The following is a 21589-nucleotide window of genomic DNA, read 5'->3' on the forward strand; positions in this document are numbered from 1 at the left end:
TCTCCAAGCTCAAGCAGTTCCGCCGCGTCGCAACACGCTTCGAGAAGACCGCCCGCAACTACCTCGCCGTCGTCACACTCGCCGCCACCATCCTATGGCTCAGGTAACTGTCCACACGACCTAAAGCGGCCGCGGCGATCAGATGATCTTCGCCTCGAAGGGCGGCACCAGGTCCGGCGCTTCGAATTCCAGCACCCAGAGATCGGGGTCGCGCTTCACCTGGCGGTCCACATAGGCGTTGGCGAGCGCTTCCTCGACCGGCGCGCTGCCGGTGCCGCGCACCCAGGCGGGGCGGCCTTCCGCATCCCGCGCCTGGGACAGCACGACGCAGCCCTCCCGCCCGCGCAGCACGGCGAGGATGCCGCCCGAGTCCGGATCGCCCTTGCGCAGCACCGCGGCGGGTCGGCCGGCCATGTCCGACAGCCGCACCGCCATGGACACCCAGATGCCCGCCTTGACCTTCGGTTCCATTGTTATGCCCTCAAGCGCCGGGCGCGGCCTTCGGCCGCTTGGCTTGCGCGCCATGCGCTGTTGCGCCGGCGGCGGCTGGCGGGTTGGGCGCGGTCGCGCTTCGCGCTCCCGGATCGCGGCAGGGCCGCGATCCGCTTTTGTTTGCCCTCAGACGGCGGGCGCCGGCCGTCCGGCCGGCTTGCCTTCGCGCCGTGTGGTGGCGCGCCCGGCGCGGCTGATGGGGTGGGCGCGGTCGCGCCTTGCGCTCCCGGATCGCGGCGGGGCCGCGATCCGCTGGGGTTTGCCCTCGACGGCCGGCTTGCCTTCGCGCCGTGTGGTGGCGTGCCCGGCGCGGCTGTCGGGTTGGGCGCGGTCGCGCCTTGCGTTCCCGGATCGCGGCGGAGGGTTCTGGCCATGACCGGTTCTCGCATGGCGCCCCCCTTGCCGGAAGGCGCGGCGCGCGCCATTGACCGGGCAGCGAGCGGGGGTCCCGGCGATGAACGATCGGAAGATGACGGATGCGCAGCGCGCCTATGAGGCGAAGCGCGCCGCCAAGGCGGGGATGAGCCTCGAGAAGTGGCTCGTCGAGAAGGACAAGCGCGCCGCCGCCGAGGCGAAGGAAGCCGCCGCCGCCGCCCCTCCGCCGCCCACCGCCGCGGCGAAGAAGCCCGGCTTCTTCTCCCGCCTGCTCGAAAAGGCGCAGAAGCCGCTCTGAGCGGCATCGCCGCATCCGCGCTATCGTCGCGCCCATGCGGGGCGCGATCACCGGGATGACCGCGATGCTCGTGCTGGCCCTGGCGCCGGCGCGCGCGACGGAATTCGCCCCCGGCACCACCAGCATGCTCTTCGCGCCGGGGTCGGCCGAGATCACGCCCGAGGCGCGCGACGCGCTGCTCGGCTTCCTGCGCCCGCCGCGCCCGCCCGCCTTCCGCGGCCATTGCCTGACCGGCCACGCCGATCGCGGGCCGGCTGCCGAGGCGCTCGCCCGCGCGCGGGCCGAGGCGGTCGCCGCGATGATGGCGCGGCAGGGCGTCGATCCCGCCGACATCGCGGTCGCGGCGATGGGGGACCGCATGCCCGCGCGCCTGGCCCCGCCCGGCCGGGCGGAACCGATGAACGACCGGCTGGAACTGACCCCCTGCCCCGGCCCGCGGCTTGCCGGCGTGGCGGAAGCCGAGGCGCTGGCGCTCGACGCCGCCGTGGTGCCGCCCTTCGTCGCGGCGATCGCGCCCATGGTGGCGCGCGCGGTCGGCTGCGCGGAACCGGCCGTGCCGCGCGGGGCGCTGGCGACGCCGCCCTTCGCCTGCCCGGCCGAGGTGCCGCCCGACGCGGTGCCCGTGCTCGTCGTGCTGCGCGTGGCGGGGACGCGGCGGGTGATGGTGGCGCTCGACTGGCCGGCGGGCTTCGGCTCGGACCAGGCGCAGCGGCGCGGGCTGGCGGCGGCCGGGGCGGTGCTGGACCTGTTCGGCCTGCCGGTGGCGCTGCCGCTGGCCGTGCTGGCGGCGGAACCCGGCGCGGCGCGGCGCGCGGAAGTTTCGGCGCGCGGCTTCCGCGCGGAGGTCGAGGCCGGGCCGGGGGCCGCGCGGCGGCTGCGGCTGGTGCCGATCGGCGGGGATGGGCCGTGAGGAGGCGGCGCGCGCGCGACGCTTCCGCGCGCCATCCGCGCGACGACTCAGCACGCTATCCGCGCGACGCCCCCGCACGCTATCCGCGCGACGGGCGCCGCTTCATGTCGCGACGTTCAGCCTTTCGCGGGCTCGGGCAGTTGCCGCTCCGCCGCGCAGGAACACACGGTCGTGCCGTCCGCCAGGGCGTTCGGCAGCGTCGCCTCCCCGCAATGGGGGCATTCGACCGGTTCGCGCGTCGCGCTCATCACAGCATCCGCATCAGCGTGCCGTCCTTGCGGATGGCGTGGTGGAAGATCGCCGCGCCGATATGGGCCACCAGCAGCAGGACGAACAGGTAGCCGCCGATGGTGTGGCCCCAGGAGAGCACCGTCGCCAGGCCGGTCGAGGCCTCCATGAACTTCGGCAGTTGGATGAAGCCGAGATAGGCGGTCTTGCCCTGCATCGGGAAGCCCCAGGCATTGGTCGCGAGGAAGCCCAGGATGGGCTGGGCGATCAGCAGCGCGTAGAGCCCGTGATGCGTCGCCGTCGCGGCGGTGCGCATCAGCGGCGGCAGGTCCGACGGATGCGGCGGCGGCGGGTTGCGCCACTTCCACAGGATGCGCGCGAGGGCCGCGAACAGGATGGTCAGCCCAGCGCCTTCATGGATGGCGTAGAAGGCCATCTTGTACGCACCCTCGGCCTCACCGGTGATGAACTTGATGACGAAGCCCGTCGGCAGCGCGATGGCCATGAGGCCGACCGTGATCCAGTGGAACCACTTCGCGGCCGAGCCGTACTGGCCATCCGGGTGCGCGGCGTCCTGGCCCGGCAGCGGGGCGGCGGCGGTGGCGTCCATGGTCGTTCTCCGCGGGCGTGCGCGCGCAGCCTATCCCAGCCGGGGCCCTGCCTGCACGTGAGGATGATCGCCGCCCATGCCGATTGGAGCACCGACCCGCGCAAGCGCTGGGTCAGCCTCGCGCGGCGCGGGGCGGAGGGCTGGCGCGCCGCTGCGCCGGTGCCAGTGGGCGACCCGGCGGCGCTGGTCGCGGCGCTGCTGGCCGAAGGCGCGCCGGTCGCGATCGGGCTCGACCTGCCGCTCGGCGTGCCCCGCGGCTTCGCGCGGGGGCGTGCCGAGGACGGCTTCGTGTCCTTCCTGCGCGGGCTCGCCGCGCGGCCCGGCTTCTTCGAGGTGGCGGCGACGCTCGACCAGGTCTCCCGCGACCGGCCCTTCTATCCCGCGCGCGGCGTGAAGGGGATGACGCGGGCGGCGCATGCGCAGGCACTCGGGCTGGGCGATGCGCGCGGGCTGTCGCGGCTGTGCGACCGCGCGACCGCCGAACGACCCGCCGGCGCGCCGGTGTTCTGGACGCTCGGCGCGAACCAGTCGGGCAAGGCGGCGATCGCGGCCTGGCGGGACTGGCTGGCGCCGGGGCTCGCGCGGGGCGCGCCCTATGCGCTCTGGCCCTTCGAGGGCGGGCTGCACGCGCTGCTCGCCCCCGGCCGCGCGGTGCTGGCGGAAGTCTATCCGGCCGAGGCGCTGCGGCATCTCGGGCTGGTGCTGCGCGGATCGAAGCGCGCGCGGGCGGACCGCGCGGCGATCGCCGGGCCGCTGCGCGCCGCCCTCGCCGCGCGGCGCATCGCGGCGGACGCCGCCCTGTCCGCGATGATCGAGGACGGCTTCGGCGCCGACGCGGCGGGCGAGGACCGCTTCGACAGCGTCATCGGCCTCGCCGGGCTGGTCGGCGTGCTGGACGGCGCGCGGCCGGACTTCGTGCCCGACGACGCGGCGGTGCGGGCCTGGGAAGGCTGGGTGCTGGGGCAGGTCGCGCTGCCGCGGGGGTGACGCGCCGGCCGGAAGCGGGAAGGATGCGCCGGCACGCAAGGGGCATGGCATGCGCATCGCGGTCATCACGGATATCCACGGCAATGTCGCGGCACTCGAAGCCGCGCTCGATGACATCGCGCGGCGGGGGGCGGACGCCACGATCTGCCTGGGCGACATCGCCTCCGGCGCCGGCTGGCCGCGCGCGACGGTGGAATTGCTGCAATCGACCGGGATGCCCTGCGTCCGCGGCAACCACGACCGCTGGATCACCGAGCATGCGGGCGAGAAGCTCGGCATGCAGGACCGCATCGCGCATGAGGATCTTTCCGCCGACCAGCGCGAATGGCTGATGGAACTGCCGGGCACGCTGGAACCCGCGCCGGGGCTGCTCGCCGTGCACGGCACGCCCGACTCCGACGTGCAGAACCTGATCGAGGAAGTCGTCGCCGAACGGCTGCGCCCCGCGCCGATGGCGGTGCTGCGCGAAAGGCTCGGGGCCCGCGGCATGGCGGCGCGCGTCGTCGTCTGCGGGCATTCGCACCGGACGGGGATGGTGCAGGTGCCGGGCGGGCCGCTGGTGGTGAACCCGGGCAGCCTCGGCCTGCCGGGCTTCCGCATCTCCCGCGAGCCGATGCACCGGCAGGAAGCGGGCACGCCGCATGCGCGCTACGCGATGGTCACGCTGGGCGCCGAGGTCGCGGTGGAGATGATCGCGATCGGCTACGACTGGGAACGCGCGGCGCGGCGCGCGGACGAGGTGGGGGCGAACCCCGCCTGGGCGCATGTGATCCGGACGGGGTTGCTGCCGGAAAGCGCCTGAGAAAAAGAACGGGGGGAGAAGGGGACTTCTCCCCCCGCCCCCCCTCAACCTTCTTTGTCTGTCGGGGAATGGCCTGCGTGGTCAGTTCCCTGGTGATGGAAAAGGGAGGGAGGGTCGGGGGCCCAGACCCGCCTTGCAGAACGCGCGTCGACTTCGGGCGACCTCACGATCGCCGGTCGCAGGCCCCTTGAGACCGGGCCAGATCAGGACTGCGCCTCGCCTTGTTCCGCCCCCTCGGTGAGCGAGCGCCAATACGTCCGCGCGGTGTGAATCCCTTTTGCTTCGGCGGCGGCCGGCGTCATACCCACTTCGCTCGGGAGCGACGACCGACGGCGCTGCCCAGGCGATACCCGTCGGTGATGGCATCGCAGCGCGGGCACACCCAGGTCGGCATCCAGGTAGCGTCCCGGAAGTCCAAGGCAAGCGCGGCGCCGCGGCGCCAGGCCGTGCGCAAGAGCCGGTCATGCTCGCCGTTCACCACCATCGCCCCGGATGACCTAACCGGCAGCGCCCTCGGCGACGTCACCATGGCCGCTCGATTGATGCCCCGGACGATCGCGCGGCTTGGCGGTGCCCAGCGGTGAGCGGGGCGAACCTTCGCGCCGTTCGCGGGCGGCCCCGCGATCGATGCCAGCTGCGCCGCATACGTCCCGCTGGCGGTCCGTGCCTTGAGCTACCGCATCGCCGGGGCGTCCGGCCGCGCTCTATCGTTGCTGCGATGCCGTCGTGAAGAGCGGCCTTCGGATCGCGTTCCTCCGTTGGCGACCGCCGCGGGGGGCATGCTTCGCAGCGCCTCAGTCCGGGGGATTGTTGCCGTGGATGGAATGACAGTTCCGCGCTGGAGAAGCCGCACAGCGGACAGGCCGGGGCGTGGAATAAGGGCCTGGACCGGCTGGCTCCTGGCCGCCTTGACCCTGGTCGCGGTGACGCTCGCATCGACGATGGCCGCCGCGCAGTCGGAACGCCGCGTGGCCCTGGTGATCGGCAACGGGGCCTATCGTCATGTCTCCCCGCTGCGGAATGCCGGCAACGATGCGCGACGGATGGCAGAAGTCCTGCAGCAGGCGGGGTTCGAGGTCATCCTGGGCGTCGATCTCGACCGGCAGGGCATGGATGCGCGGATCCGGGACTTCGGCAACCGTCTCGACGGAGGCCGGCTCGGGACCTTCTTCTACGCCGGGCATGGCCTGCAGGTTGGCGGGGAGAACTACCTGCTGCCCGTCGATGCCCGCCTCGAGCGGGAACGCGACCTGGAATTCGAGGCGGTGCCGCTCAACCGCGTGCTTCGGGTGGCGGAGAGCGCCGCACCGACCAACCTCATCTTCCTCGATGCCTGCCGCGACAACCCGCTGGCGCGCAGCCTGGCCCGCAGCATGGGCACGCGGTCGAGCGCGGTGGGGCCAGGCCTCGCGCAAGTGACGCTGAGCGGGGTCGGGACCCTGGTCGCCTTCGCCACCCAGCCCGGCAACGTGGCCCTCGATGGCGAGCAGGGCAACAACAGCCCGTTCACCGCGGCCCTCGCGGAGCACATCGCGACGCCTGGCTTGGACATCGGCGTGGCGATGCGCCGCGTGCGCGAAACGGTGATCGCCGCGACCGAGCGGCGGCAGGTTCCCTGGGACCATTCGTCCCTGGTGGGTGACGTCGTCCTGGTGCCCGCTGCGGTACGGCCGGTGCAGCCGCCGCCTGCCGAGGCGCAGCCCCGGATGCCGCCCAACGTCTCGCCCGAGGCCTTCGAACTGACCTTCTGGCAGAGCGTGCAGGCGAGCGACACGGTGCACGAATACGAGGAGTATCTGCGCCAATACCCGAACGGCCGCTTCGCCGGACTGGCCCGCGCCCGCATCGAGGACCGGCGCCGCAACGAGGCTCCGCCATCGGAGCGGGCTGCCCCACGCGTCCTCGCGCGCGACCTGACCCAGCCCGAGGTCATGGAGTTGCAGGCGCTTCTCGACGCCCTGGGCTTCGAGCCGGGAACCGCCGACGGTGTCGCCGGGCCGCGCACGCGCACAGCGGTCGAGGCCTTCGCCCGCGCCGCGCTGCGGCCGGAGGAGGTGGCGCTCGACACGGTGCTGCTCACGCGGCTGCGCGAGATGACGGCCGAGTTCCAGCAACTCACCGTCCGGCCCGCGGCTTCCCCGCGCGGCGTCGCTGCCACCGCGGCACCGGACCCGGGCGACCGCTATCAGCGCGGCTGGGCGGCCGAGCACGCTGCGCCGCCGGACTACGCAGAGGCACGCTACTGGTACGGCCTCGCGGCCCGCGGGGAGAATGTCCCGGCTCTGCTGCAACTCGGATTGCTGCTGGTGCGCGGACAAGGCGGGCCTGCCGACGCGATCGGCGGCAGCCTGCTGTGGCGGATCGCGGCCGCGCGCGGCAACGGAACGGCCGCGTACAATCTCGGCGCGATGCTCGAGAACGGCATCGGCATCACCGCGCATCCGCGGTGGGCCCGATATTGGTATGATGTTGCCGCGGAGGCTGGGCACGCTCAGGCCCGCGACGCGGTGCGGAGGCTTGCGCGTTGATGAGGAGGAGCGCCCCGACACGATGCAGGCGACCGCGCGCGCGGGGGAGGAAGGCACCGGGGACCTGGTTCGAGAATGCGCGCCTGCTCGCCGCGCTGTTCCTGGCCTTGGTCGTTGCCATGCCTGGCCAGGGCTTCGCCCAGCCGAGGGATCCGTTCCAGGCGGCCGAACCGCCGCCCCCCCGCACGCGCGGAACGTCACCCGCCCCCCAGCAGGCGCCGCAACAGCAGCCGGTGCCTCAGCAGGCGCCGTCGCAACGGCAGGCGGGGAACCCGTCCTTCACCTTCGTCAACGAGACGAACGACACGATCTTCTACCTCTATGCATCGCCGCACCGCGACCCGAACTGGGGGCCCGACCACCTTGGCTCGGGCGTCCTGGGACCGGGCCAGAGCTTCCACGTGGCGTTGCCGCCAGGCGACTGCGTCTACGACCTTCGCATCGTCTTCCGCGACAGCCGAGCCCTGGAACGGCGCGACGGGGTGAACCTCTGCCGTATGCGGACGGTCAACGTGGCGTTCATGCGCCAGCGGTGAGATCGAAGTTCAACCAGTTGATCTGACACCGGAGGCTCGGACGCCTGGGGCGCCTCCGCTGCGACCTGGATACCTCCAGAAACCGCCTCGCAGCGCTGACTGGCGCCGACTTCACCGACGCGCTGCGACGCGCGGAGACCGGCAACCTCATCGAGGCGATCACCGACGGCGTCCGCGCGCCGGCGTGCCGGAGGCAGCGCGCGCGCTCATCGAGAAGGTCGTCATCAGCCCCGGCGAGGGGCCGAATGATGGGCCAGCCATCAAGATCGTCGGCCACCTCATGGCCATGCTCAAGGCCGGTAGCGCTTTTCCTGGCGGGAAGGACCCGATCAGGTGCTGGCTCGTGACCGTCCTGGTGTCAGGTTCCACACGGAAGGGTATGGGGCAGGGTCAGCCTTGCCCGCGATACAAACCCGCCGCTGCGGCGGCCCGCGTCGCCAGCCGGGCGCACAATTCGAACGTCGGCATCGCCACGCCCGCCTCCCGCGCCATCTCGAGCGGCACGGTGAACAGCGCGTCGATCTCCATCGCCCGCCCCAGTTCCAGGTCCTGCAGGATGGACGGCTTGTGCGCGATCATCCCCGACCGCCGGATGCGCTGCTCGGCCGAGGTCGCCAGGTCGTGCCCATAGGCGAGCGCCAGCCCCGCCCCTTCCTCGGCGATCCGCACGCCGGCGGCGAAGACCGCCGGGTCGGAGAAGGTCGTCATCATGTCGGAGCGGGAGAGGATGCACAGCGGCCCGCTCGTCATGTTGCCCATCAGCTTGCCCCAGACGCGATGGCGCATGTCCGCGACCACCGGCGTGGGCATGCCGCCCGCTTCCATCGGCGCGGCGATCATCCGCGCGCGGTCGCTCAGGCTGCCGTCGGGCTCGCCCAGGAACAGCCGCAGGTCGGCATGTTCCGACGACACGGTGCCGGGCTCGACGATCGCGCTTGCCGAATAGATCACGCCGCCCAGCGTGCGCTCGATGCCGATGGCGCGCTCGATCACGCCGCCCGGATCGAGCAGCGGCAGCCGACGCCCTTCCATCGGCCCGCCATGGCGCAGGAAGTACCACCAGGGAATGCCATTGGTGACGAAGGCGACAGGCGTGTTGGACCCAAGCAGCGGCGCGATCGCCTCCGCCGCCGCCGGCAGCGCGGGCACCTTCGTCGTGACCAGCACGGCATCCACCGGGCCGACGGCGCGCGCATCCGCTTCCGCCTGCACGCGGACGGTCTTCACCCCGTCATGCGCGCGCAGCGTGATGCCCTTGGCGCGCACCGCGTCCAGATGCGCGCCGCGCGCGACGATGGCGACATCCGCCCCGCCCAGGGCGAGCCGCGTGGCGAGGTGGCTGCCGATCGCCCCGGCGCCGAAGACGCAGATGCGGGTCACGGCGCGTGCTCCCGCAGCTGGACGCACATGGCCGCACCGGCGGCGATCAGGCGTTCGGTGATCGCCGCGCCATGCACCGCGTTGGCGCCGCGCGGATCGGGGGCGGCGACGCCGCCGGGGGCGACTTCCTCCACCCACATCGGCACGGCGAAGTCGACGCCATGGGCGCGGATGGCGCCGAAGCCGGTCGGCGGCGTGCCGAGGTACGGGCCCGTCGCGGCGCGCACCCGCGCGGCGTCCGGCCGGCAGAGATCCGGGCGCAGATGCATCGTCACCGAGGCGACCGGGTCGCCGCCATGGCCGAAGGTCTCCGGCCCGCCGCCCAGTTCCGCGTGCAGCCGCCCCGCTTCCCGCCACAGATGCAGGGAGGGGATGATGGCGCCGTGCCGGTGGCGGACGGTGCGCGCCGCGGCCTCGGCCGGCGCGATGGTGCCGGCATGGCCGTTGACGATCAGGATGCGGCGGCAGCCGATGCGCAGGAAGGCTTCCGCCGTCTCCTCGATCACCGCGGTCAGCGTCGGGACGGACAGGGTGACGCCGCCCGCGACCCCGGCGAAGAAATCCTCCCCGCCGAAGGGGATCGGCGGCGCGACCAGCGCATCGGCGCCCTGCACCAGCGCGGCGGCGGCGATGCGTAGCGCGATCTCCTCCGCCACCAGGTAGTCGCCCATGGGCAGGGCGGGGCCATGGGTTTCGAGGCTGCCCATGGGGAGGATGGCGACGGCACCCGCGGCCAGCCGCGATGCGACCTCGGGGGCGGTGAGTTCGGCGAGGCGGTGGGTCATGCGGTGGTCCCTTCGTGCAAGGTCGGGGGAGGAGAACCTCCCCCGAGCCCCCTCCCTTCTTTGCCTACTTGGTTCCAAAGAAGGTTGAGGGGGGTTCCGGGGGGAGAAGTTCCCTTCTCCCCCCGCGCGTCGTCAGCGCAGCAATTCCAGCGCGGCGCGGCTCAGCGCCTGCACCCCCAGTTCGATGCAGCGTTCGTCCGGCTGGTAGAAGGCGTTGTGCAGCCGGTCGTCGCGCCCCGGCGCGCCCGACCCGATGCGCAGCTGGAAGGCCGGCGCGCGGGCGGCGAATTCGGAGAAATCCTCCGCGCCCATGGACGGCTCCCCTTCCTCCGGCGTCACGCCCATCTGCGCGGCGACCGCGGCGATGGCGGGGTCCAGCACCCGGTCGTCGTTGACCAGCGGCGGCACCTTGCGGACATAGGTCATCTCGCAGCGCACGCGCATCGTCGTCTGCAGCCCGTCGGCCAGGCGCTTCAGCGCGGCCTCGGCGGTGTCGCGCGCATCGGCATGGAGCGTTCGGACGGTGCCCTTCAGGTGCACGCGCTCGGGGATGATGTTGTAGGTCGTCCCGCCCTGCACCATGCCGACGGTGACGACCGCCGGGTGCAGCGGCCGGATCTCCCGGCTGACGACGGTCTGCGCCTGGGCGATGAAATGCGCCGCCGCGACGATGGGATCGACCGCCGCATAGGGGTGCGCGGCGTGGCCCGACTTGCCCTGCACCACTAGGTCGAAGCGGTCGGACGCCGCGAGGCAGGCCCCGCGCACATAGCCGAAGGTGCCGACCGGCATGTCCGGGTGGTTGTGGAAGCCGAGGGCGAGGTCCACGCCGTCCGCCGCGCCGTCGGCGATCATGGCGGCGGCACCCTCCAGCACCTCCTCGGCCGGCTGGAACACCAGGCGGACGGTGCCGGCCATCTGCGGGGCCATCTTCAGCAGCACCTCGGCGACGCCGAGCAGCGTGGCGGTGTGGATGTCGTGGCCGCAGGCATGCATCTGCCCGTCGACGGTGGAGGCGAAGTCGATCCCTGTCTCTTCATGGATCGGCAGCGCGTCCATGTCGGCGCGGATGGCGAGCGTGGGTCCCGGCCGGCCGCCCTTGATCTCCCCCAGCACGCCGGTGCGGCCGATGCCGGTGCGGTGCGGTATGCCCAGCCGCGCGAGTTCGGCCGCGACGATGCCCGCGGTCCGTGTCTCCTGGAAGGCGAGTTCGGGCACGGCGTGGATGTCGCGGCGCAGCGCGACGAGGCGCGGCGCGGCGGCCTCGGCGGCGGCGCGGATCGCGTCGGCGGGGTCGTTCGGAAGCATGTGGCGTGTCCCGGCGATGGGGCGGATGGGCGGAGCATAGGTGCGCGTGTAACCCTGGCAAGGCACGGCGCTTGCGGCGCCCATGGACGCGTGCCATAGGGCGGGAAGTGCTTTTGGGGAGGCACAATGTCCTGGGCAGTTGGCCGTCGGGCTATCTTGGCCTGTTCCGTTCCCGCGATCGGCGGGACGCGGGCGGCGCTTGCCCAGAACTGGCCGTCCCAGCCGATCCGCCTTGTTGTTCCCTTCGCGCCGGGCGGGACGACCGACCTCGTCGCGCGGCTTGTCGCCGCGGGGCTGCAGGAACGGCTCGGCGTTTCGGTGGTGGTCGAGAACCGCGCCGGCGCGGGCGCGACCGTGGGCAGCGAGATGGTCGCGCGCGCGGCACCCGACGGGACCACGCTGGTGATGTCCAACATCGCGAGCCACGGCATCAGCCCGTCGGTCTATCGCGGGCGCATCCGCTACGACGCGGTCACCGACTTCACGCATATCGCGCTCGTCATCACCAACCCGACGGTGTGGGTGGCGAACCGCAATTCCGGCATCCGCACGCTGGCCGATGCCGTGGCGCGGGCGCGCAGCGCGAGCGGGCTCGATGTCGCGACCTCCGGCGCCGGTTCCTCGAACCACCTGATGGTGGTGCGCATGGGCCAGCTGGTGGGCAAGGAGCTGAACCACATCCCGTTCCGCGGCGCCGGCCCGGCCATGCAGGCGGTGATCGCCGGTCAGGTGGCGATGATGTCCGACAGCCTGCCTTCGGCGAGCTCGCACATCCGCCAGGGCTCCGTCGTGCCGGTGGCGATGGCCTCGGCCGAGCGGCACCCGTCCTTCCCCGACGTGCCGACCTTCCGCGAGCAGGGCTTCGACCTGGCGAGCGATTCCTGGTTCGGCCTGTCGGGCCCGGCCGGGATGCCGGCGCCGATCGTCGAGCGGCTGCACCGGGAGACGATGGCCTTCGTCTCCGCGCCCGACATCCGGGCACGCTTTGCCGAGCTCGGCGGCACGCCGGGTGCGATGACGCCGGCGGCCTACACCGAATTCATCCGCAGCGAAGTGGCGCAATGGGCCCCACTGGTGCAGGCTTCCGGCGCGACGGCGGATTGATGGCGATGAACTTCACGACTCCTTGGGTGGACCGACGGGCATGAAACTGAACACCAAAGACCTGATCTCGGCCGCGATCCTGATCGGCTTCGCGGTCGTCGGGCTGTGGCTGAACACGGACCATACGATGGGCACCGCCCGACGCATGGGGCCCGGCTACATGCCGTTCCTCGGCTTCGCGATCCTGCTCGGGCTCGGGGTGATCGTGCTGATCCTCGGCCTGTTCAACGGGCCCGACCCGATCGAGAAGTGGACGGGGGCGGAAATCGGCTTCCTGCTGGCCGGCGCGGCGGCGGGAACCGCCGCGGGGCTCGTCGCCTCGAAGGTCGGCGGTTGGCCGTCGGCCGGCTGGAACTCCCTCGGCATCGGCATGTTCGTGGGATGCCTTGTCCCGTCCATCATCAAATCGTGGCGACCTCTGTTCCTCATCAGCGCCGCCTTCGCGCTGTTCGGACTGATCCTCGAACCGCTCGGCCTGATGCTCGCGATCGCGCTGTCCGTCATCCTCTCCGCCTTCGCGGACGAGACGCACACGCCCAAGGGCGTCGCCGGGCTTGTCGCGTTCCTGTGCGTGCTGTGCTGGGCCGTGTTCATCTACGAACTCGACATCCGCGTGCCGGTCTGGCCGCAGTTCTGACCAAGGGGACCGGCTGACATGGACCTTATCGCAAACCTCGGGCACGGCTTCGGCGTCGCGCTCACCCTCAACAACCTGCTGTTCTGCCTGATCGGCTGCATCATCGGCACGGCGATCGGCGTGCTGCCGGGCATCGGGCCGGTGGCGACCATCTCGCTGCTGCTGCCGATCACCTTCGGCCAGCCGGCGACGACCGCCATCATCATGCTCGCGGGCATCTACTACGGCGCGCAGTACGGCGGTTCGACCACCGCCATCCTGCTGAACCTGCCAGGCGAGGTCAGTTCGGTCGTCACAACGCTCGAAGGCTACAAGATGGCCCGGCGCGGGCGTGCCGGCGCGGCGCTGTCGATCGCGGCGCTCGGCTCCTTCTTCGCCGGGTCGGTCGCGACCATCCTCGTCGCCGCCTCCGGCCCGCTGCTGACGCAGGTGGCGCTGTCCTTCGGCCCGGCGGACTACTTCTCGCTGATGTTCCTCGGCCTGATCATCTCCGCCGTGCTCGCGCAGGGCTCGGTGGTGAAGTCGATCGGCATGGTGGTGTTCGGCGTCTCGCTCGGCATGGTCGGCACGGACGTGCAGACCGGCCAGCAGCGCTTTACCTTCGGCATCCCGGAACTGTCGGACGGCGTCGGCTTCGTCTCGATCGCCATGGGCATGTTCGGCATCGCCGAGATCATCCTGAACCTCGAGCGGCCGGAAGCGCGTTCGGTCATGTCGGGCAAGGTCGGCTCGCTGATGATGACGCGGGAGGAGTTCCGCCGCTCGATCCCCGCCGTGCTGCGCGGCACGACGGTAGGCTCGCTGCTCGGCATCCTGCCGGGCGGCGGCGCGGCACTCGCCTCCTTCGGCTCCTACATGATGGAGCGGAAGGTCTCGAAGGGCCGGCATGAATTCGGCACCGGCGCGATCGAGGGCGTGGCGGGGCCGGAGGCGGCGAACAACGCGGCCTCCCAGACCTCCTTCATCCCGCTGCTCACGCTCGGCATCCCGGCCAACGCCGTGATGGCGCTGATGGTGGGCGCGCTGATCATCCAGGGCATCCAGCCGGGCCCGCGCATGGTGGAAGCGCAGCCTGACCTGTTCTGGGGCCTGATCGCCTCGATGTGGGTCGGCAACCTGATGCTGCTGGTCATCAACCTGCCGATGATCGGCGTGTGGGTGAAGCTGCTCGCGGTGCCCTACCGCCACATGTACCCGTCCATCATGATCTTCTGCGCGATCGGCGTGTACTCGCTGCAGAACAACGTGTTCGACGTGTACCAGACGGTGGTCTTCGGCATCTTCGGCTACCTCTGCTCGAAGCTGCGGCTGGAGGCGGCGCCGATGCTGATCGGCTTCGTGCTCGGCCCGATGATGGAGGAGCACCTGCGCCGCGCCATGCTGCTGTCGCGCGGCGACCCGATGGTGTTCCTCGAGCGCCCGATCAGCGCGACGATGCTCGGCATCGCCGCGATCGCCCTGATCGCGATGCTCCTGCCCAATGTCCGCAAGGGCAAGGACTCGGCGCTGGCCGAAGGCGGCTGACCGCCACCGGCCCCGGCCGGATGCGATGGAAGGCGGGTCCCGCGGGGCCCGCCTTCCTGCGTTTCAGGCGCTGGGCTTCGGCAGGTTGAACACGCCGCTCGCGCGCAGCACGGGCTTGCCGTCCGCCTCGAACCGCCCTTCGACGAACATCAGCCGCGACGTCCGGCGCAGCAGCACGGGCCGGCATTCCAGCCAGGCGCCGAGCGGCGCGGGGGCCAGGTAGTCCGTCACCAGGCTGATGGTGATGAAGTGCCCCGCCGTGCCCGCCTGTTCCGCCCCGCCGATGCCCAGCGCGATGTCGGCGAAGGTCGCGAGCATCCCGCCATGGGCGACGCGCTGGTTGTTGCAGTGGCGCGTCTCGATCCGGATGCCGAAGCGGGCGCCGCCATCCTCCGGCCGGCGCCAGAGCGGGCCGATCGGCTCCAGGAAGGGCCCGCCCGCCCGCCGCGGCAGGAACCCCTCGGGCACATCCGCGCCGCCTGCATCGTCCAACGCCATGCCCATCCCTTTGCCTTTCGCGCGATGTCTTGATCCTAGGGCGGCGCCGCCGTGGCGCCAGCCGCCTTCCCTTCGCCGCCTTTGGGTTGCATGAACGCGCCGCACCAACCCAAGACGCACGGCCCCATGAGCGAGACCGCACCGCAGATCCTGCCCGTCATCCTGTCCGGCGGCACCGGCACCAGGCTCTGGCCCCTGTCGCGGGAGGGCTATCCGAAGCAGTTCTGGCCGCTCGCCTCCGACCGGCCGATGCTGACCGAGACCGCCGCCCGGGCCGAAGGGCCGGGCTTCCTGCCCCCCATGGTCGTGTGCAACGAGGCGCATCGCTTCCTGGTGGCCGAGCAGCTGCGCGGCCGCGGCGCGCGCATCGTGCTGGAACCGGCCGGGCGGAACAGCGCGCCGGCCATCGCGGCCGCCGCCCTGCTGGCCGAGGAAGCCGGTCCGTCGACCATCCTGTGGATCATGTCGGCCGATTCGGCGATTTCCGACCTGCCCGCGCTGCACCGGGCGCTCGCCGCCGCGGCGCCGGCCGCGACCGCCGGGCGGATCGTGACCTTCGGCATGCGCCCCACCGCGCCCGAGACCGGCTACGGCTACATCGAGGCCGGCGCCGAGCTGCCCGGCCTGCCCGGCGTGCAGGCGACCGCCCGCTTCGTCGAGAAGCCGGACGCGGCGCGCGCGGCGGAATTCGTCGCCGGCGGCCGCCACCTGTGGAATTCGGGCATGTTCGTCGCCACCGCCGCGACGCTGCTGTCGGAACTCGAGCGCCACGAGCCCGCGCTGCTCGCCATCGTCCGCCGCGCCGTGGACGGTGCGAAGCGCGACATGGACTTCGTGCGGCTGGACGCCGAGGCCTTCGCCGCCGCCCCATCCATCAGCATCGACTACGCGGTGATGGAACGCACGCAGCACGCCGCCGTCGTGCCGGCCTCGATCGGCTGGTCGGACATCGGCTCCTGGGCCGCGATGTGGGAGATCAGCGGCAAGGATGCCGCCGGCAACGCCACGACCGGGCCTGTGGAACTGGTCGATGCCCGCAACTGCCTGGTGCGCAGCGAGGGCATCCTGACGGGCGTGGTGGGGCTCGAGGACGCGGTCGTCGTCGTCACCGACGACGCGGTGCTGGCCATGCACCGCGACCGCGCGCAGGACGTGAAGAAGCTGGTCGACGCGCTGAAGGCCAAGGGCCGCAAGGAAGCGACCGAGCACCGCCGCGCCTACCGCCCCTGGGGCCACTACGAAGGCCTGATCCTGGGCGAGCGCTTCCAGGTGAAGAAGATCCAGGTGCGCCCCGGGGCGAAGCTCTCGCTCCAGAAGCATTTCCACCGGGCGGAGCACTGGGTCGTCGTCTCCGGCACCGCCATCGTCCGCCGCGACGCGGAGGAGATCCTGCTGCGGGAGAACGAGAGCGTGTACCTCCCGCTCGGCTGCGTGCACCGGATGGAGAATCCGGGGATGATCCCGCTGGTGCTGATCGAGGTGCAGTCCGGCTCCTATCTGGGCGAGGACGACATCGTGCGCTTCGAGGACACCTACGGGCGCGCGTAGCGCGCCGTAGGTGTCCTCGAAGCTGAGTCTTGGTTTGACCCTCAGACGGCGGGCGGCGGCCGTCCGGCCGCCTTGCCTTCGCGCCGTGGAATGTCGCGCCCGGCGCGGCTGACGGTCTGGGCGCGGTCGCGCTTCGCGCTCGCGGATCGCGGCAGGGCCGCGATCCGTTTTCGTTGTCCCTCAGACGGCGGGCGGCGGCCGTCCGGCCGCCTTGCCTTCGCGCCGTGGAATGTCGCGCCGGGCGCGGCTGACGGCCTGGGCACGGTCGCGCTTCGCGCTCGCGGATCGCGGCAGGGCCGCGATCCGTTTTCGTTGTCCCTCAGACGGCGGGCGGCGGCCGTCCGGCCGCCTTGCCTTCGCGCCGTGGAATGTCGCGCCGGGCGCGGCTGACGGTCTGGGCGCGGTCGCGCTTCGCGCTCGCGGATCGCGGCAGGGCCGCGATCCGTCTTGCTCGGCTCTCAGACGGCGCCCGGCGCCCCGATCCTTGATCCGGCGCAAGGCGCCCGCCCGCAAGGCGCGGACAATGGCGGCCACGGACCCACGGCACGAAAGGCCCGCCATGAACCATCGCCACCGCAAGGTGCTCCACGCGCTCTTCGCCCACCCCGTCAGCGCGAACATCGACCCCAAGGCCGTGCACGCGGTCTTCGAGGAACTGGGTGCCGAGGTCAGCCACAACGGCTCCGGCCGCGTCGCGGTCAACCTCAACGGCAAGGCGCACGCCTTCCACGACGCGCATCACAGCCTGTCCAAGGACGAGGTCGTCGCGATCCGCCACTTCCTGACCGAGGCCGGCGTCGACCCGACCGCCTACCCGGCCTGAGCCACGGCGCGCGGGCGGCTTTGCCGCCCGCCGCTTCCCATGCCTATCCTCCGCCCCAAGGCCGCCCTCGCCGGCGGCCGCACAGGAGGATGACGGACCGATGACCCTACCCCGCCGCGCCCTGTTGGGCGCCGCCGGCGCCGCAGCACTCGCCCCCCCCGCCCGCGCCCAGACGCGCTGGCAGATGGCGACCCCCTATGCCGACGGCAATTTCCACACCCGCAACATCCGCACCTTCGTGCAGGAGGTCGAGCAGGCCTCCGGCGGGCGGCTCGCGGTGCAGATCCATTCGAACGGCGCGCTGCTGCGCATGCCCGAGATCAAGCGCGGCGTGCAGACCGGCCAGGTGCAGCTGGGCGAGATCCTGCTGACCGCCTACGCAAACGAGGACCCGCTGTTCGATGCGGACGCGCTGCCGCAGCTCGTCACCAACTTCCAGCAAGCCAAGCGCCTGTCCGACCTGCAGAAGCCCTTCATCGAGGCGCGCTTCGCCCGGCAGGGGCTGAGCCTGCTCTACATGGTGCCGTGGCCGCCCGCGGGGCTTTACGCGCAGCAGGCGGTCACCAGCCTCGAGCAGCTGCGCGGCCAGCGTTTCCGCACCTTCTCGCCCATGACGAACCGCTTCGCGCAGCTGATCGGCGCGCAGCCCACGCTGGTGCAGGCGGCCGAACTCGCCCAGGCCTTCGCGACCGGCGTCGTGCAGGCGCAGATCACCTCCGCCGCGACCGGGGTCGACACCCAGGCCTGGGATTACGCGCGGGTGTTCACGCCGCTCGGCTTCTCGATGACGAAGAACGCCGTGCTGGTCTCCCGTCGCGCGCTGGAAGGGCTGCCGGCCGACCTGCAGCAGGCGATTCGCGCGGCCGCCGCACGCGCGGAGACGCGCGGCTACGAACTCGCCGAGCAGGCGACCCGGGAGACGGAAGCAACGCTCGCGCAGCGTGGCATGCAAGTGGGCCCGCCTTCCCAGCAGCTGCTCGACGACCTCACCCGCGTCGGCCGCGCCATGGCCGATGAATGGGCGCAGCGCGCCGGAGAGGACGGGCGGCGGCTGCTCGAACAGTATCGCGCGGCAGGCTGACCCGGCGCGAATCCGGGCGGCTGCGCATCGCGCGGGCAGATCCGGCCCGGCCGGCCCAGGATGGATGCATCCGGAGGGCCGGCGGGGAGCGCCCTCGCGCCCGTACCCCTTGCGCCCTGCCTCCACCGGTGCCGAAAATGCGGGCATAAGATCGAACAAAAGGGGCTTCGCATGACCAGCATCACCCGCCGCACGCTGCTCGCGGCCACGGGCGGCCTCGCAGCCGCCGCCATCGCCGGGCGCGACGCCGTCGCGCAGACCCGCTGGCAGGTCGCCACGCCCTACCCGGATGGCAACTTCCACACACGCAACATGCGCGCCTTCGTGGAGGAAGTGCAGACCGCCTCCGGCGGGCGGCTGCAGATCCAGGTCCATTCCAACGCGTCGCTGCTGCGCATGCCCGAAATCAAGCGCGGCGCGCAGACCGGCCAGGTGCAGATCGGCGAGATCCTCCTCTCGGCCTATGGCAACGAGGACCCGTTCTTCGAGGTCGACAGCGTACCGCAGTTGGTCACCAGCACGGATCAGGCACGCAAGCTCGCGGAACTTCAGCGCAGCTACGTAGAGGCGCGCTTCCAGCGCCAGGGCCTCTCGCTGCTCTATTGGGTGCCGTGGCCCCCCTCGGGCCTGTACACCAACACGCCGGTCGAGAGCGTAGACACGCTGCGCGGGCTCAAGATGCGGACCTTCAACGCGCTGACGAACCGCTTCGCGACGCTGAGCGGCGCGACGCCGACGCTCGTGCAGCAGGCGGAAGTGCCGCAGGCCTTCGCGACCGGCGTGGTCAATGCCATGGTCACCTCGGCCGCTACGGGTGTCGACGTGCAGGCATGGGATTTCTGCCGATTCTTCACACCGATCGGCTTCACCCGGACGAAGAACGCTATCTTCGTCCAAGCGCGCGCCTTCCAGGGACTGCCGGCCGACCTCCAAGCCGCGGTCCGCGCGGCGGCCGCCACGGCCGAGGCCCGCGGCTGGGCGGCATCGGACACCGAGACGGTTAACCAGCAGAACATCCTGGCGCAGCGCGGCATGACAGTCGGCACGCCCACACCTGCGCTGATGCAGGGCCTCGCACGCATCGGCGCGACGCAGGCCGATGAATGGGTGGCCAAGGCAGGCGACGAGGGCAAGCGCCTGATCGACGCCTATCGCGCCGCCATAGCCTGACGCAGTCCGGGGGGGCCGCCCGCCCCTCCGGCCCTTCCAAGGAACACCCTTCGCATGTCGTATCGGGGCCCGCCCGCATGAACGCGCTGCGACGCGCGCTCGACGCGCTCTATCTTCTCGGCGGGATCGCGGGCGGCATCGCGCTCGCCGCGATCGGCGCCATCATCGCGACGCAGGTGATCGGCCGACAGTTCGGCGCGACCGTGCTCGGCGCGGACGACCTGACCGCCTTCTCGGTCGCGGCATCGGCTACGCTTCCGCTGGCCTACGCCTTCCGGCACGGGGCGCATATCCGCGTCGACCTCATCATCGGGCGGCTGTCGGGCGCGCCGCGCTTCGTGATGGAGACAGTGGCCGTCGGCGTTTCGGCCGCACTCTGCGCCTTCTTCGCTTACGCCATGCTCGACCTCGCCTTCGACAGCTTCGAGTTCGAGGACGTGGCGCAGGGCTCGGTCGCCTGGAAGCTCTGGGTGCCGCAGGGGATGGTCGGCACGGGCGTCGCCATCTTCGCGATCTGCTTGATCGACGATCTCGTCGTTCATCTCACGGGCGGCGTGCCGTCCTACCGCCGCGCGGCGGAGATGTCCGCGCTCGAACGCGCGGCGGAGGAAGTGTGATGGAATTTGCCCAGACCGAAGCCGGGATGCTGTTGCTCGGCCTTCTGTTCGTCTTCCTCGGCCTCGGCATATGGATCGGGCTCGCGCTCGCGCTGGTGGGGCTGGTCGGCGTCGTCGTGCTGCCCATCCTAATCCCGGCCATGCCATCGATGCCGCCCGAGAAGGTGATGGGCACGGCGATCTGGCAGTCGCTCGCATCCTGGACGCTCGCCGCGCTGCCGCTGTTCATCTGGATGGGGGAAATCCTGTTCCGCACGCGGCTGTCGGAAGACATGTTCCGCGGCCTCGCCCCCTGGGTGCAGCGCCTGCCGGGGCGGCTGATGCATGTGAACGTGATCGGCTGCGGCATCTTCGCCGCCGTCTCGGGCAGTTCGGCGGCGACAGCGGCGACGATCGGCAAGATGTCGCTGCCCGCCCTGACGCAGCGCGGCTACCACGTGCCGATGGCAGTGGGTTCGCTGGCCGGCGCGGGCACGCTCGGCCTGCTGATTCCGCCTTCGATCGTCATGATCGTCTATGGCGTGGCGGCCGAGGTCTCGATCGTGCGGCTTTTCATCGCCGGCGTGATCCCGGGGATCATGCTGATGGTCCTGTTCAGCGGCTACATCGCGGTCTGGTCGCTGATGAACCCGACCCTGACGCCGCCGGCCGACCCGCCCATGCCCTTCATGAAGAAGGTGCGGGAAAGCGGGCAGCTGATCCCCGTCGTGCTGCTGATCGCCTTCGTCATGGGCAGCATCTATCTCGGCTGGGCGACGGCGACGGAAGCGGCGGTGTTCGGCGTGGTGGGCGCGCTCGCGCTGTCGGCCTGGGGCGGGTCGCTGTCCTGGAAATCCTTCGCCGACAGCCTGATGGGCGCGGTGCGGCTGTCGTGCATGATCAACCTGATCCTGGCGGGCGCTGCCTTCCTCACGCAGGCCATGGCCTATTCCGGCATTCCCGCCGCGATGGCCGCCTGGGTCGGTGCGCAGGGTTTCAGCCCCTTCATGATCATCGCCTGCCTGACGGTGATCTACCTGATCCTGGGCTGCTTCATCGACGGCATCAGCATGATCGTGCTGACCGTGTCGGTGGTGCTGCCGATCATCGCGAGCACCGGCTTCGACCTCGTGTGGTTCGGCATCTTCATCGTGCTGGTGGTGGAACTCGCGCAGATCACCCCGCCCGTGGGGTTCAACCTGTTCGTGCTGCAAGGGCTGACGGGCAAGGGCATCTTCGAGGTGGCGAAGAACACCCTGCCCTTCTTCTTTTTGATGCTGGTCGCGGTCGCGATCGTCACGGTCTTCCCCGGCGTCGTGACCTGGCTGCCGCAGACGATGCTGGCACGCTGAAGAGCGCGCGCGGCGCC

The 21589-nt window shown here is 71.6% G+C and carries 23 protein-coding genes and 1 pseudogene; 17 read left to right on the top strand and 7 right to left on the bottom strand.

Annotated features, from left to right (window positions below; all coding sequences use genetic code 11):
• Positions 1-107, top strand: a pseudogene (locus tag J5Y09_RS13150) (IS5/IS1182 family transposase); the annotation flags it as partial.
• Between the two features lie 31 nt (positions 108-138).
• Here the strand turns inward: J5Y09_RS13150 and J5Y09_RS13155 are convergent.
• The gene (locus J5Y09_RS13155) at positions 139-471 is read right to left on the bottom strand and encodes a DUF1491 family protein (RefSeq protein WP_209352260.1); all 333 of its coding nucleotides are present in this window, start codon (positions 469-471) and stop codon (positions 139-141) included.
• Between the two features lie 475 nt (positions 472-946).
• Here J5Y09_RS13155 and J5Y09_RS13160 point away from each other — a divergent pair, with 475 nt between their 5' ends.
• A complete protein-coding gene (locus J5Y09_RS13160) occupies positions 947-1165 on the top strand; it encodes a hypothetical protein (RefSeq protein WP_245217104.1) in 219 nt (72 codons plus the stop codon).
• Between the two features lie 55 nt (positions 1166-1220).
• Positions 1221-2075: an OmpA family protein gene (locus J5Y09_RS13165; protein WP_209352261.1), complete on the top strand. Its 855-nt coding sequence runs from the start codon at positions 1221-1223 to the stop codon at positions 2073-2075.
• Positions 2076-2191: 116 nt separating this feature from the next.
• On the opposite strand, the gene J5Y09_RS24620 is transcribed toward J5Y09_RS13165, so the two are convergent.
• Positions 2192-2323 (bottom strand): hypothetical protein, encoded by a 132-nt coding sequence (locus tag J5Y09_RS24620; RefSeq protein WP_280845582.1) that lies wholly within the window; start codon positions 2321-2323, stop codon positions 2192-2194.
• Positions 2323-2913, bottom strand: coding sequence for a cytochrome b (locus tag J5Y09_RS13170; protein ID WP_209352262.1), 591 nt, complete (start codon positions 2911-2913; stop codon positions 2323-2325). The genes J5Y09_RS24620 and J5Y09_RS13170 overlap by 1 nt, the downstream gene beginning before the upstream one ends.
• Positions 2914-2976: 63 nt before the next feature.
• Here J5Y09_RS13170 and J5Y09_RS13175 point away from each other — a divergent pair, with 63 nt between their 5' ends.
• The 5 genes from J5Y09_RS13175 (at position 2977) to J5Y09_RS13195 (ending at position 7766) form a co-directional block, all read left to right on the top strand.
• Entirely contained in the window at positions 2977-3900 is a 924-nt protein-coding gene (locus tag J5Y09_RS13175) for a hypothetical protein (RefSeq protein WP_209352263.1), read from the top strand.
• A 49-nt stretch (positions 3901-3949) separates the two neighbouring features.
• A complete protein-coding gene (locus J5Y09_RS13180) occupies positions 3950-4702 on the top strand; it encodes a metallophosphoesterase family protein (protein WP_209352264.1) in 753 nt (250 codons plus the stop codon).
• 359 nt (positions 4703-5061) lie between these two features.
• A complete protein-coding gene (locus J5Y09_RS13185; protein ID WP_209352265.1) occupies positions 5062-5286 on the top strand; it encodes a hypothetical protein in 225 nt (74 codons plus the stop codon).
• Positions 5287-5610: 324 nt separating this feature from the next.
• Positions 5611-7230, top strand: coding sequence for a caspase family protein (locus J5Y09_RS13190; protein ID WP_209352266.1), 1620 nt, complete (start codon positions 5611-5613; stop codon positions 7228-7230).
• 233 nt (positions 7231-7463) lie between these two features.
• Positions 7464-7766, top strand: coding sequence for a hypothetical protein (locus J5Y09_RS13195; protein ID WP_209352267.1), 303 nt, complete (start codon positions 7464-7466; stop codon positions 7764-7766).
• A 390-nt stretch (positions 7767-8156) separates the two neighbouring features.
• Here J5Y09_RS13195 and J5Y09_RS13200 read toward each other — a convergent pair whose 3' ends face one another.
• The 3 genes from J5Y09_RS13200 to J5Y09_RS13210 all read right to left on the bottom strand — a co-directional run bounded on the left by J5Y09_RS13200 (position 8157) and on the right by J5Y09_RS13210 (position 11239).
• Complete coding sequence (locus J5Y09_RS13200) at positions 8157-9146, bottom strand: ketopantoate reductase family protein (protein ID WP_209352268.1); 990 nt, start codon at positions 9144-9146, stop codon at positions 8157-8159.
• Positions 9143-9931 carry a creatininase family protein gene (locus J5Y09_RS13205; protein WP_209352269.1) on the bottom strand — a complete coding sequence of 263 codons (789 nt, stop codon included), beginning with the start codon at positions 9929-9931 and terminating at the stop codon, positions 9143-9145. The genes J5Y09_RS13200 and J5Y09_RS13205 overlap by 4 nt, the downstream gene beginning before the upstream one ends.
• Before the next feature lie 132 nt (positions 9932-10063).
• The gene (locus J5Y09_RS13210) at positions 10064-11239 is read right to left on the bottom strand and encodes a M20 metallopeptidase family protein (protein WP_209352270.1); all 1176 of its coding nucleotides are present in this window, start codon (positions 11237-11239) and stop codon (positions 10064-10066) included.
• A 156-nt stretch (positions 11240-11395) separates the two neighbouring features.
• Between J5Y09_RS13210 and J5Y09_RS13215 the strand changes: the two genes are divergently transcribed.
• The 3 genes from J5Y09_RS13215 to J5Y09_RS13225 are packed head-to-tail and all read left to right on the top strand — an operon-like array spanning position 11396 to position 14504.
• Positions 11396-12343, top strand: a complete 948-nt coding sequence (locus J5Y09_RS13215; RefSeq protein ID WP_209352271.1) for a Bug family tripartite tricarboxylate transporter substrate binding protein — start codon at positions 11396-11398, stop codon at positions 12341-12343.
• Between the two features lie 40 nt (positions 12344-12383).
• The gene (locus J5Y09_RS13220) at positions 12384-12980 is read left to right on the top strand and encodes a tripartite tricarboxylate transporter TctB family protein (RefSeq protein WP_209352272.1); all 597 of its coding nucleotides are present in this window, start codon (positions 12384-12386) and stop codon (positions 12978-12980) included.
• An 18-nt stretch (positions 12981-12998) separates the two neighbouring features.
• Positions 12999-14504: a tripartite tricarboxylate transporter permease gene (locus tag J5Y09_RS13225; protein WP_209352273.1), complete on the top strand. Its 1506-nt coding sequence runs from the start codon at positions 12999-13001 to the stop codon at positions 14502-14504.
• Positions 14505-14567: 63 nt separating this feature from the next.
• On the opposite strand, the gene J5Y09_RS13230 is transcribed toward J5Y09_RS13225, so the two are convergent.
• Positions 14568-14996 (bottom strand): PaaI family thioesterase, encoded by a 429-nt coding sequence (locus tag J5Y09_RS13230; protein WP_209352274.1) that lies wholly within the window; start codon positions 14994-14996, stop codon positions 14568-14570.
• Between the two features lie 132 nt (positions 14997-15128).
• Between J5Y09_RS13230 and J5Y09_RS13235 the strand changes: the two genes are divergently transcribed.
• From J5Y09_RS13235 to J5Y09_RS13260, 6 genes are all read left to right on the top strand, one after another.
• Positions 15129-16550, top strand: a complete 1422-nt coding sequence (locus tag J5Y09_RS13235) for a mannose-1-phosphate guanylyltransferase/mannose-6-phosphate isomerase (protein ID WP_209352275.1) — start codon at positions 15129-15131, stop codon at positions 16548-16550.
• A 559-nt stretch (positions 16551-17109) separates the two neighbouring features.
• Complete coding sequence (locus J5Y09_RS13240; RefSeq protein ID WP_209352276.1) at positions 17110-17373, top strand: hypothetical protein; 264 nt, start codon at positions 17110-17112, stop codon at positions 17371-17373.
• 100 nt (positions 17374-17473) lie between these two features.
• Entirely contained in the window at positions 17474-18454 is a 981-nt protein-coding gene (locus tag J5Y09_RS13245; RefSeq protein ID WP_209352277.1) for a TRAP transporter substrate-binding protein, read from the top strand.
• Between the two features lie 171 nt (positions 18455-18625).
• Positions 18626-19624, top strand: a complete 999-nt coding sequence (locus J5Y09_RS13250) for a TRAP transporter substrate-binding protein (protein ID WP_209352278.1) — start codon at positions 18626-18628, stop codon at positions 19622-19624.
• A 77-nt stretch (positions 19625-19701) separates the two neighbouring features.
• Entirely contained in the window at positions 19702-20241 is a 540-nt protein-coding gene (locus J5Y09_RS13255; protein WP_209352279.1) for a TRAP transporter small permease, read from the top strand.
• The gene (locus J5Y09_RS13260) at positions 20241-21572 is read left to right on the top strand and encodes a TRAP transporter large permease (protein WP_209352280.1); all 1332 of its coding nucleotides are present in this window, start codon (positions 20241-20243) and stop codon (positions 21570-21572) included. Before J5Y09_RS13255 ends, J5Y09_RS13260 begins: the two co-directional genes overlap by 1 nt.
• Positions 21573-21589: the final 17 nt, after the last annotated feature.

This window comes from Roseomonas nitratireducens (assembly GCF_017813355.1).
Classification (GTDB): Bacteria; Pseudomonadota; Alphaproteobacteria; order Acetobacterales; family Acetobacteraceae; genus Neoroseomonas; species Neoroseomonas nitratireducens.

What these genes read in the sequence shown, in the direction of transcription:
- J5Y09_RS13155 (WP_209352260.1), bottom strand. Translation starts at nt 471, where the DNA reads ATGGAACCGAAGGTCAAGGCGGGCATCTGGGTGTCCATGGCGGTGCGG.
- J5Y09_RS13160 (WP_245217104.1), top strand. Translation starts at nt 947, where the DNA reads ATGAACGATCGGAAGATGACGGATGCGCAGCGCGCCTATGAGGCGAAG.
- J5Y09_RS13165 (WP_209352261.1), top strand. Translation starts at nt 1,221, where the DNA reads ATGACCGCGATGCTCGTGCTGGCCCTGGCGCCGGCGCGCGCGACGGAA.
- J5Y09_RS24620 (WP_280845582.1), bottom strand. Translation starts at nt 2,323, where the DNA reads ATGAGCGCGACGCGCGAACCGGTCGAATGCCCCCATTGCGGGGAGGCG.
- J5Y09_RS13170 (WP_209352262.1), bottom strand. Translation starts at nt 2,913, where the DNA reads ATGGACGCCACCGCCGCCGCCCCGCTGCCGGGCCAGGACGCCGCGCAC.
- J5Y09_RS13175 (WP_209352263.1), top strand. Translation starts at nt 2,977, where the DNA reads ATGATCGCCGCCCATGCCGATTGGAGCACCGACCCGCGCAAGCGCTGG.
- J5Y09_RS13180 (WP_209352264.1), top strand. Translation starts at nt 3,950, where the DNA reads ATGCGCATCGCGGTCATCACGGATATCCACGGCAATGTCGCGGCACTC.
- J5Y09_RS13185 (WP_209352265.1), top strand. Translation starts at nt 5,062, where the DNA reads ATGGCATCGCAGCGCGGGCACACCCAGGTCGGCATCCAGGTAGCGTCC.
- J5Y09_RS13205 (WP_209352269.1), bottom strand. Translation starts at nt 9,931, where the DNA reads ATGACCCACCGCCTCGCCGAACTCACCGCCCCCGAGGTCGCATCGCGG.
- J5Y09_RS13210 (WP_209352270.1), bottom strand. Translation starts at nt 11,239, where the DNA reads ATGCTTCCGAACGACCCCGCCGACGCGATCCGCGCCGCCGCCGAGGCC.
- J5Y09_RS13220 (WP_209352272.1), top strand. Translation starts at nt 12,384, where the DNA reads ATGAAACTGAACACCAAAGACCTGATCTCGGCCGCGATCCTGATCGGC.
- J5Y09_RS13225 (WP_209352273.1), top strand. Translation starts at nt 12,999, where the DNA reads ATGGACCTTATCGCAAACCTCGGGCACGGCTTCGGCGTCGCGCTCACC.
- J5Y09_RS13235 (WP_209352275.1), top strand. Translation starts at nt 15,129, where the DNA reads ATGAGCGAGACCGCACCGCAGATCCTGCCCGTCATCCTGTCCGGCGGC.
- J5Y09_RS13240 (WP_209352276.1), top strand. Translation starts at nt 17,110, where the DNA reads ATGAACCATCGCCACCGCAAGGTGCTCCACGCGCTCTTCGCCCACCCC.
- J5Y09_RS13245 (WP_209352277.1), top strand. Translation starts at nt 17,474, where the DNA reads ATGACCCTACCCCGCCGCGCCCTGTTGGGCGCCGCCGGCGCCGCAGCA.
- J5Y09_RS13250 (WP_209352278.1), top strand. Translation starts at nt 18,626, where the DNA reads ATGACCAGCATCACCCGCCGCACGCTGCTCGCGGCCACGGGCGGCCTC.
- J5Y09_RS13255 (WP_209352279.1), top strand. Translation starts at nt 19,702, where the DNA reads ATGAACGCGCTGCGACGCGCGCTCGACGCGCTCTATCTTCTCGGCGGG.
- J5Y09_RS13260 (WP_209352280.1), top strand. Translation starts at nt 20,241, where the DNA reads ATGGAATTTGCCCAGACCGAAGCCGGGATGCTGTTGCTCGGCCTTCTG.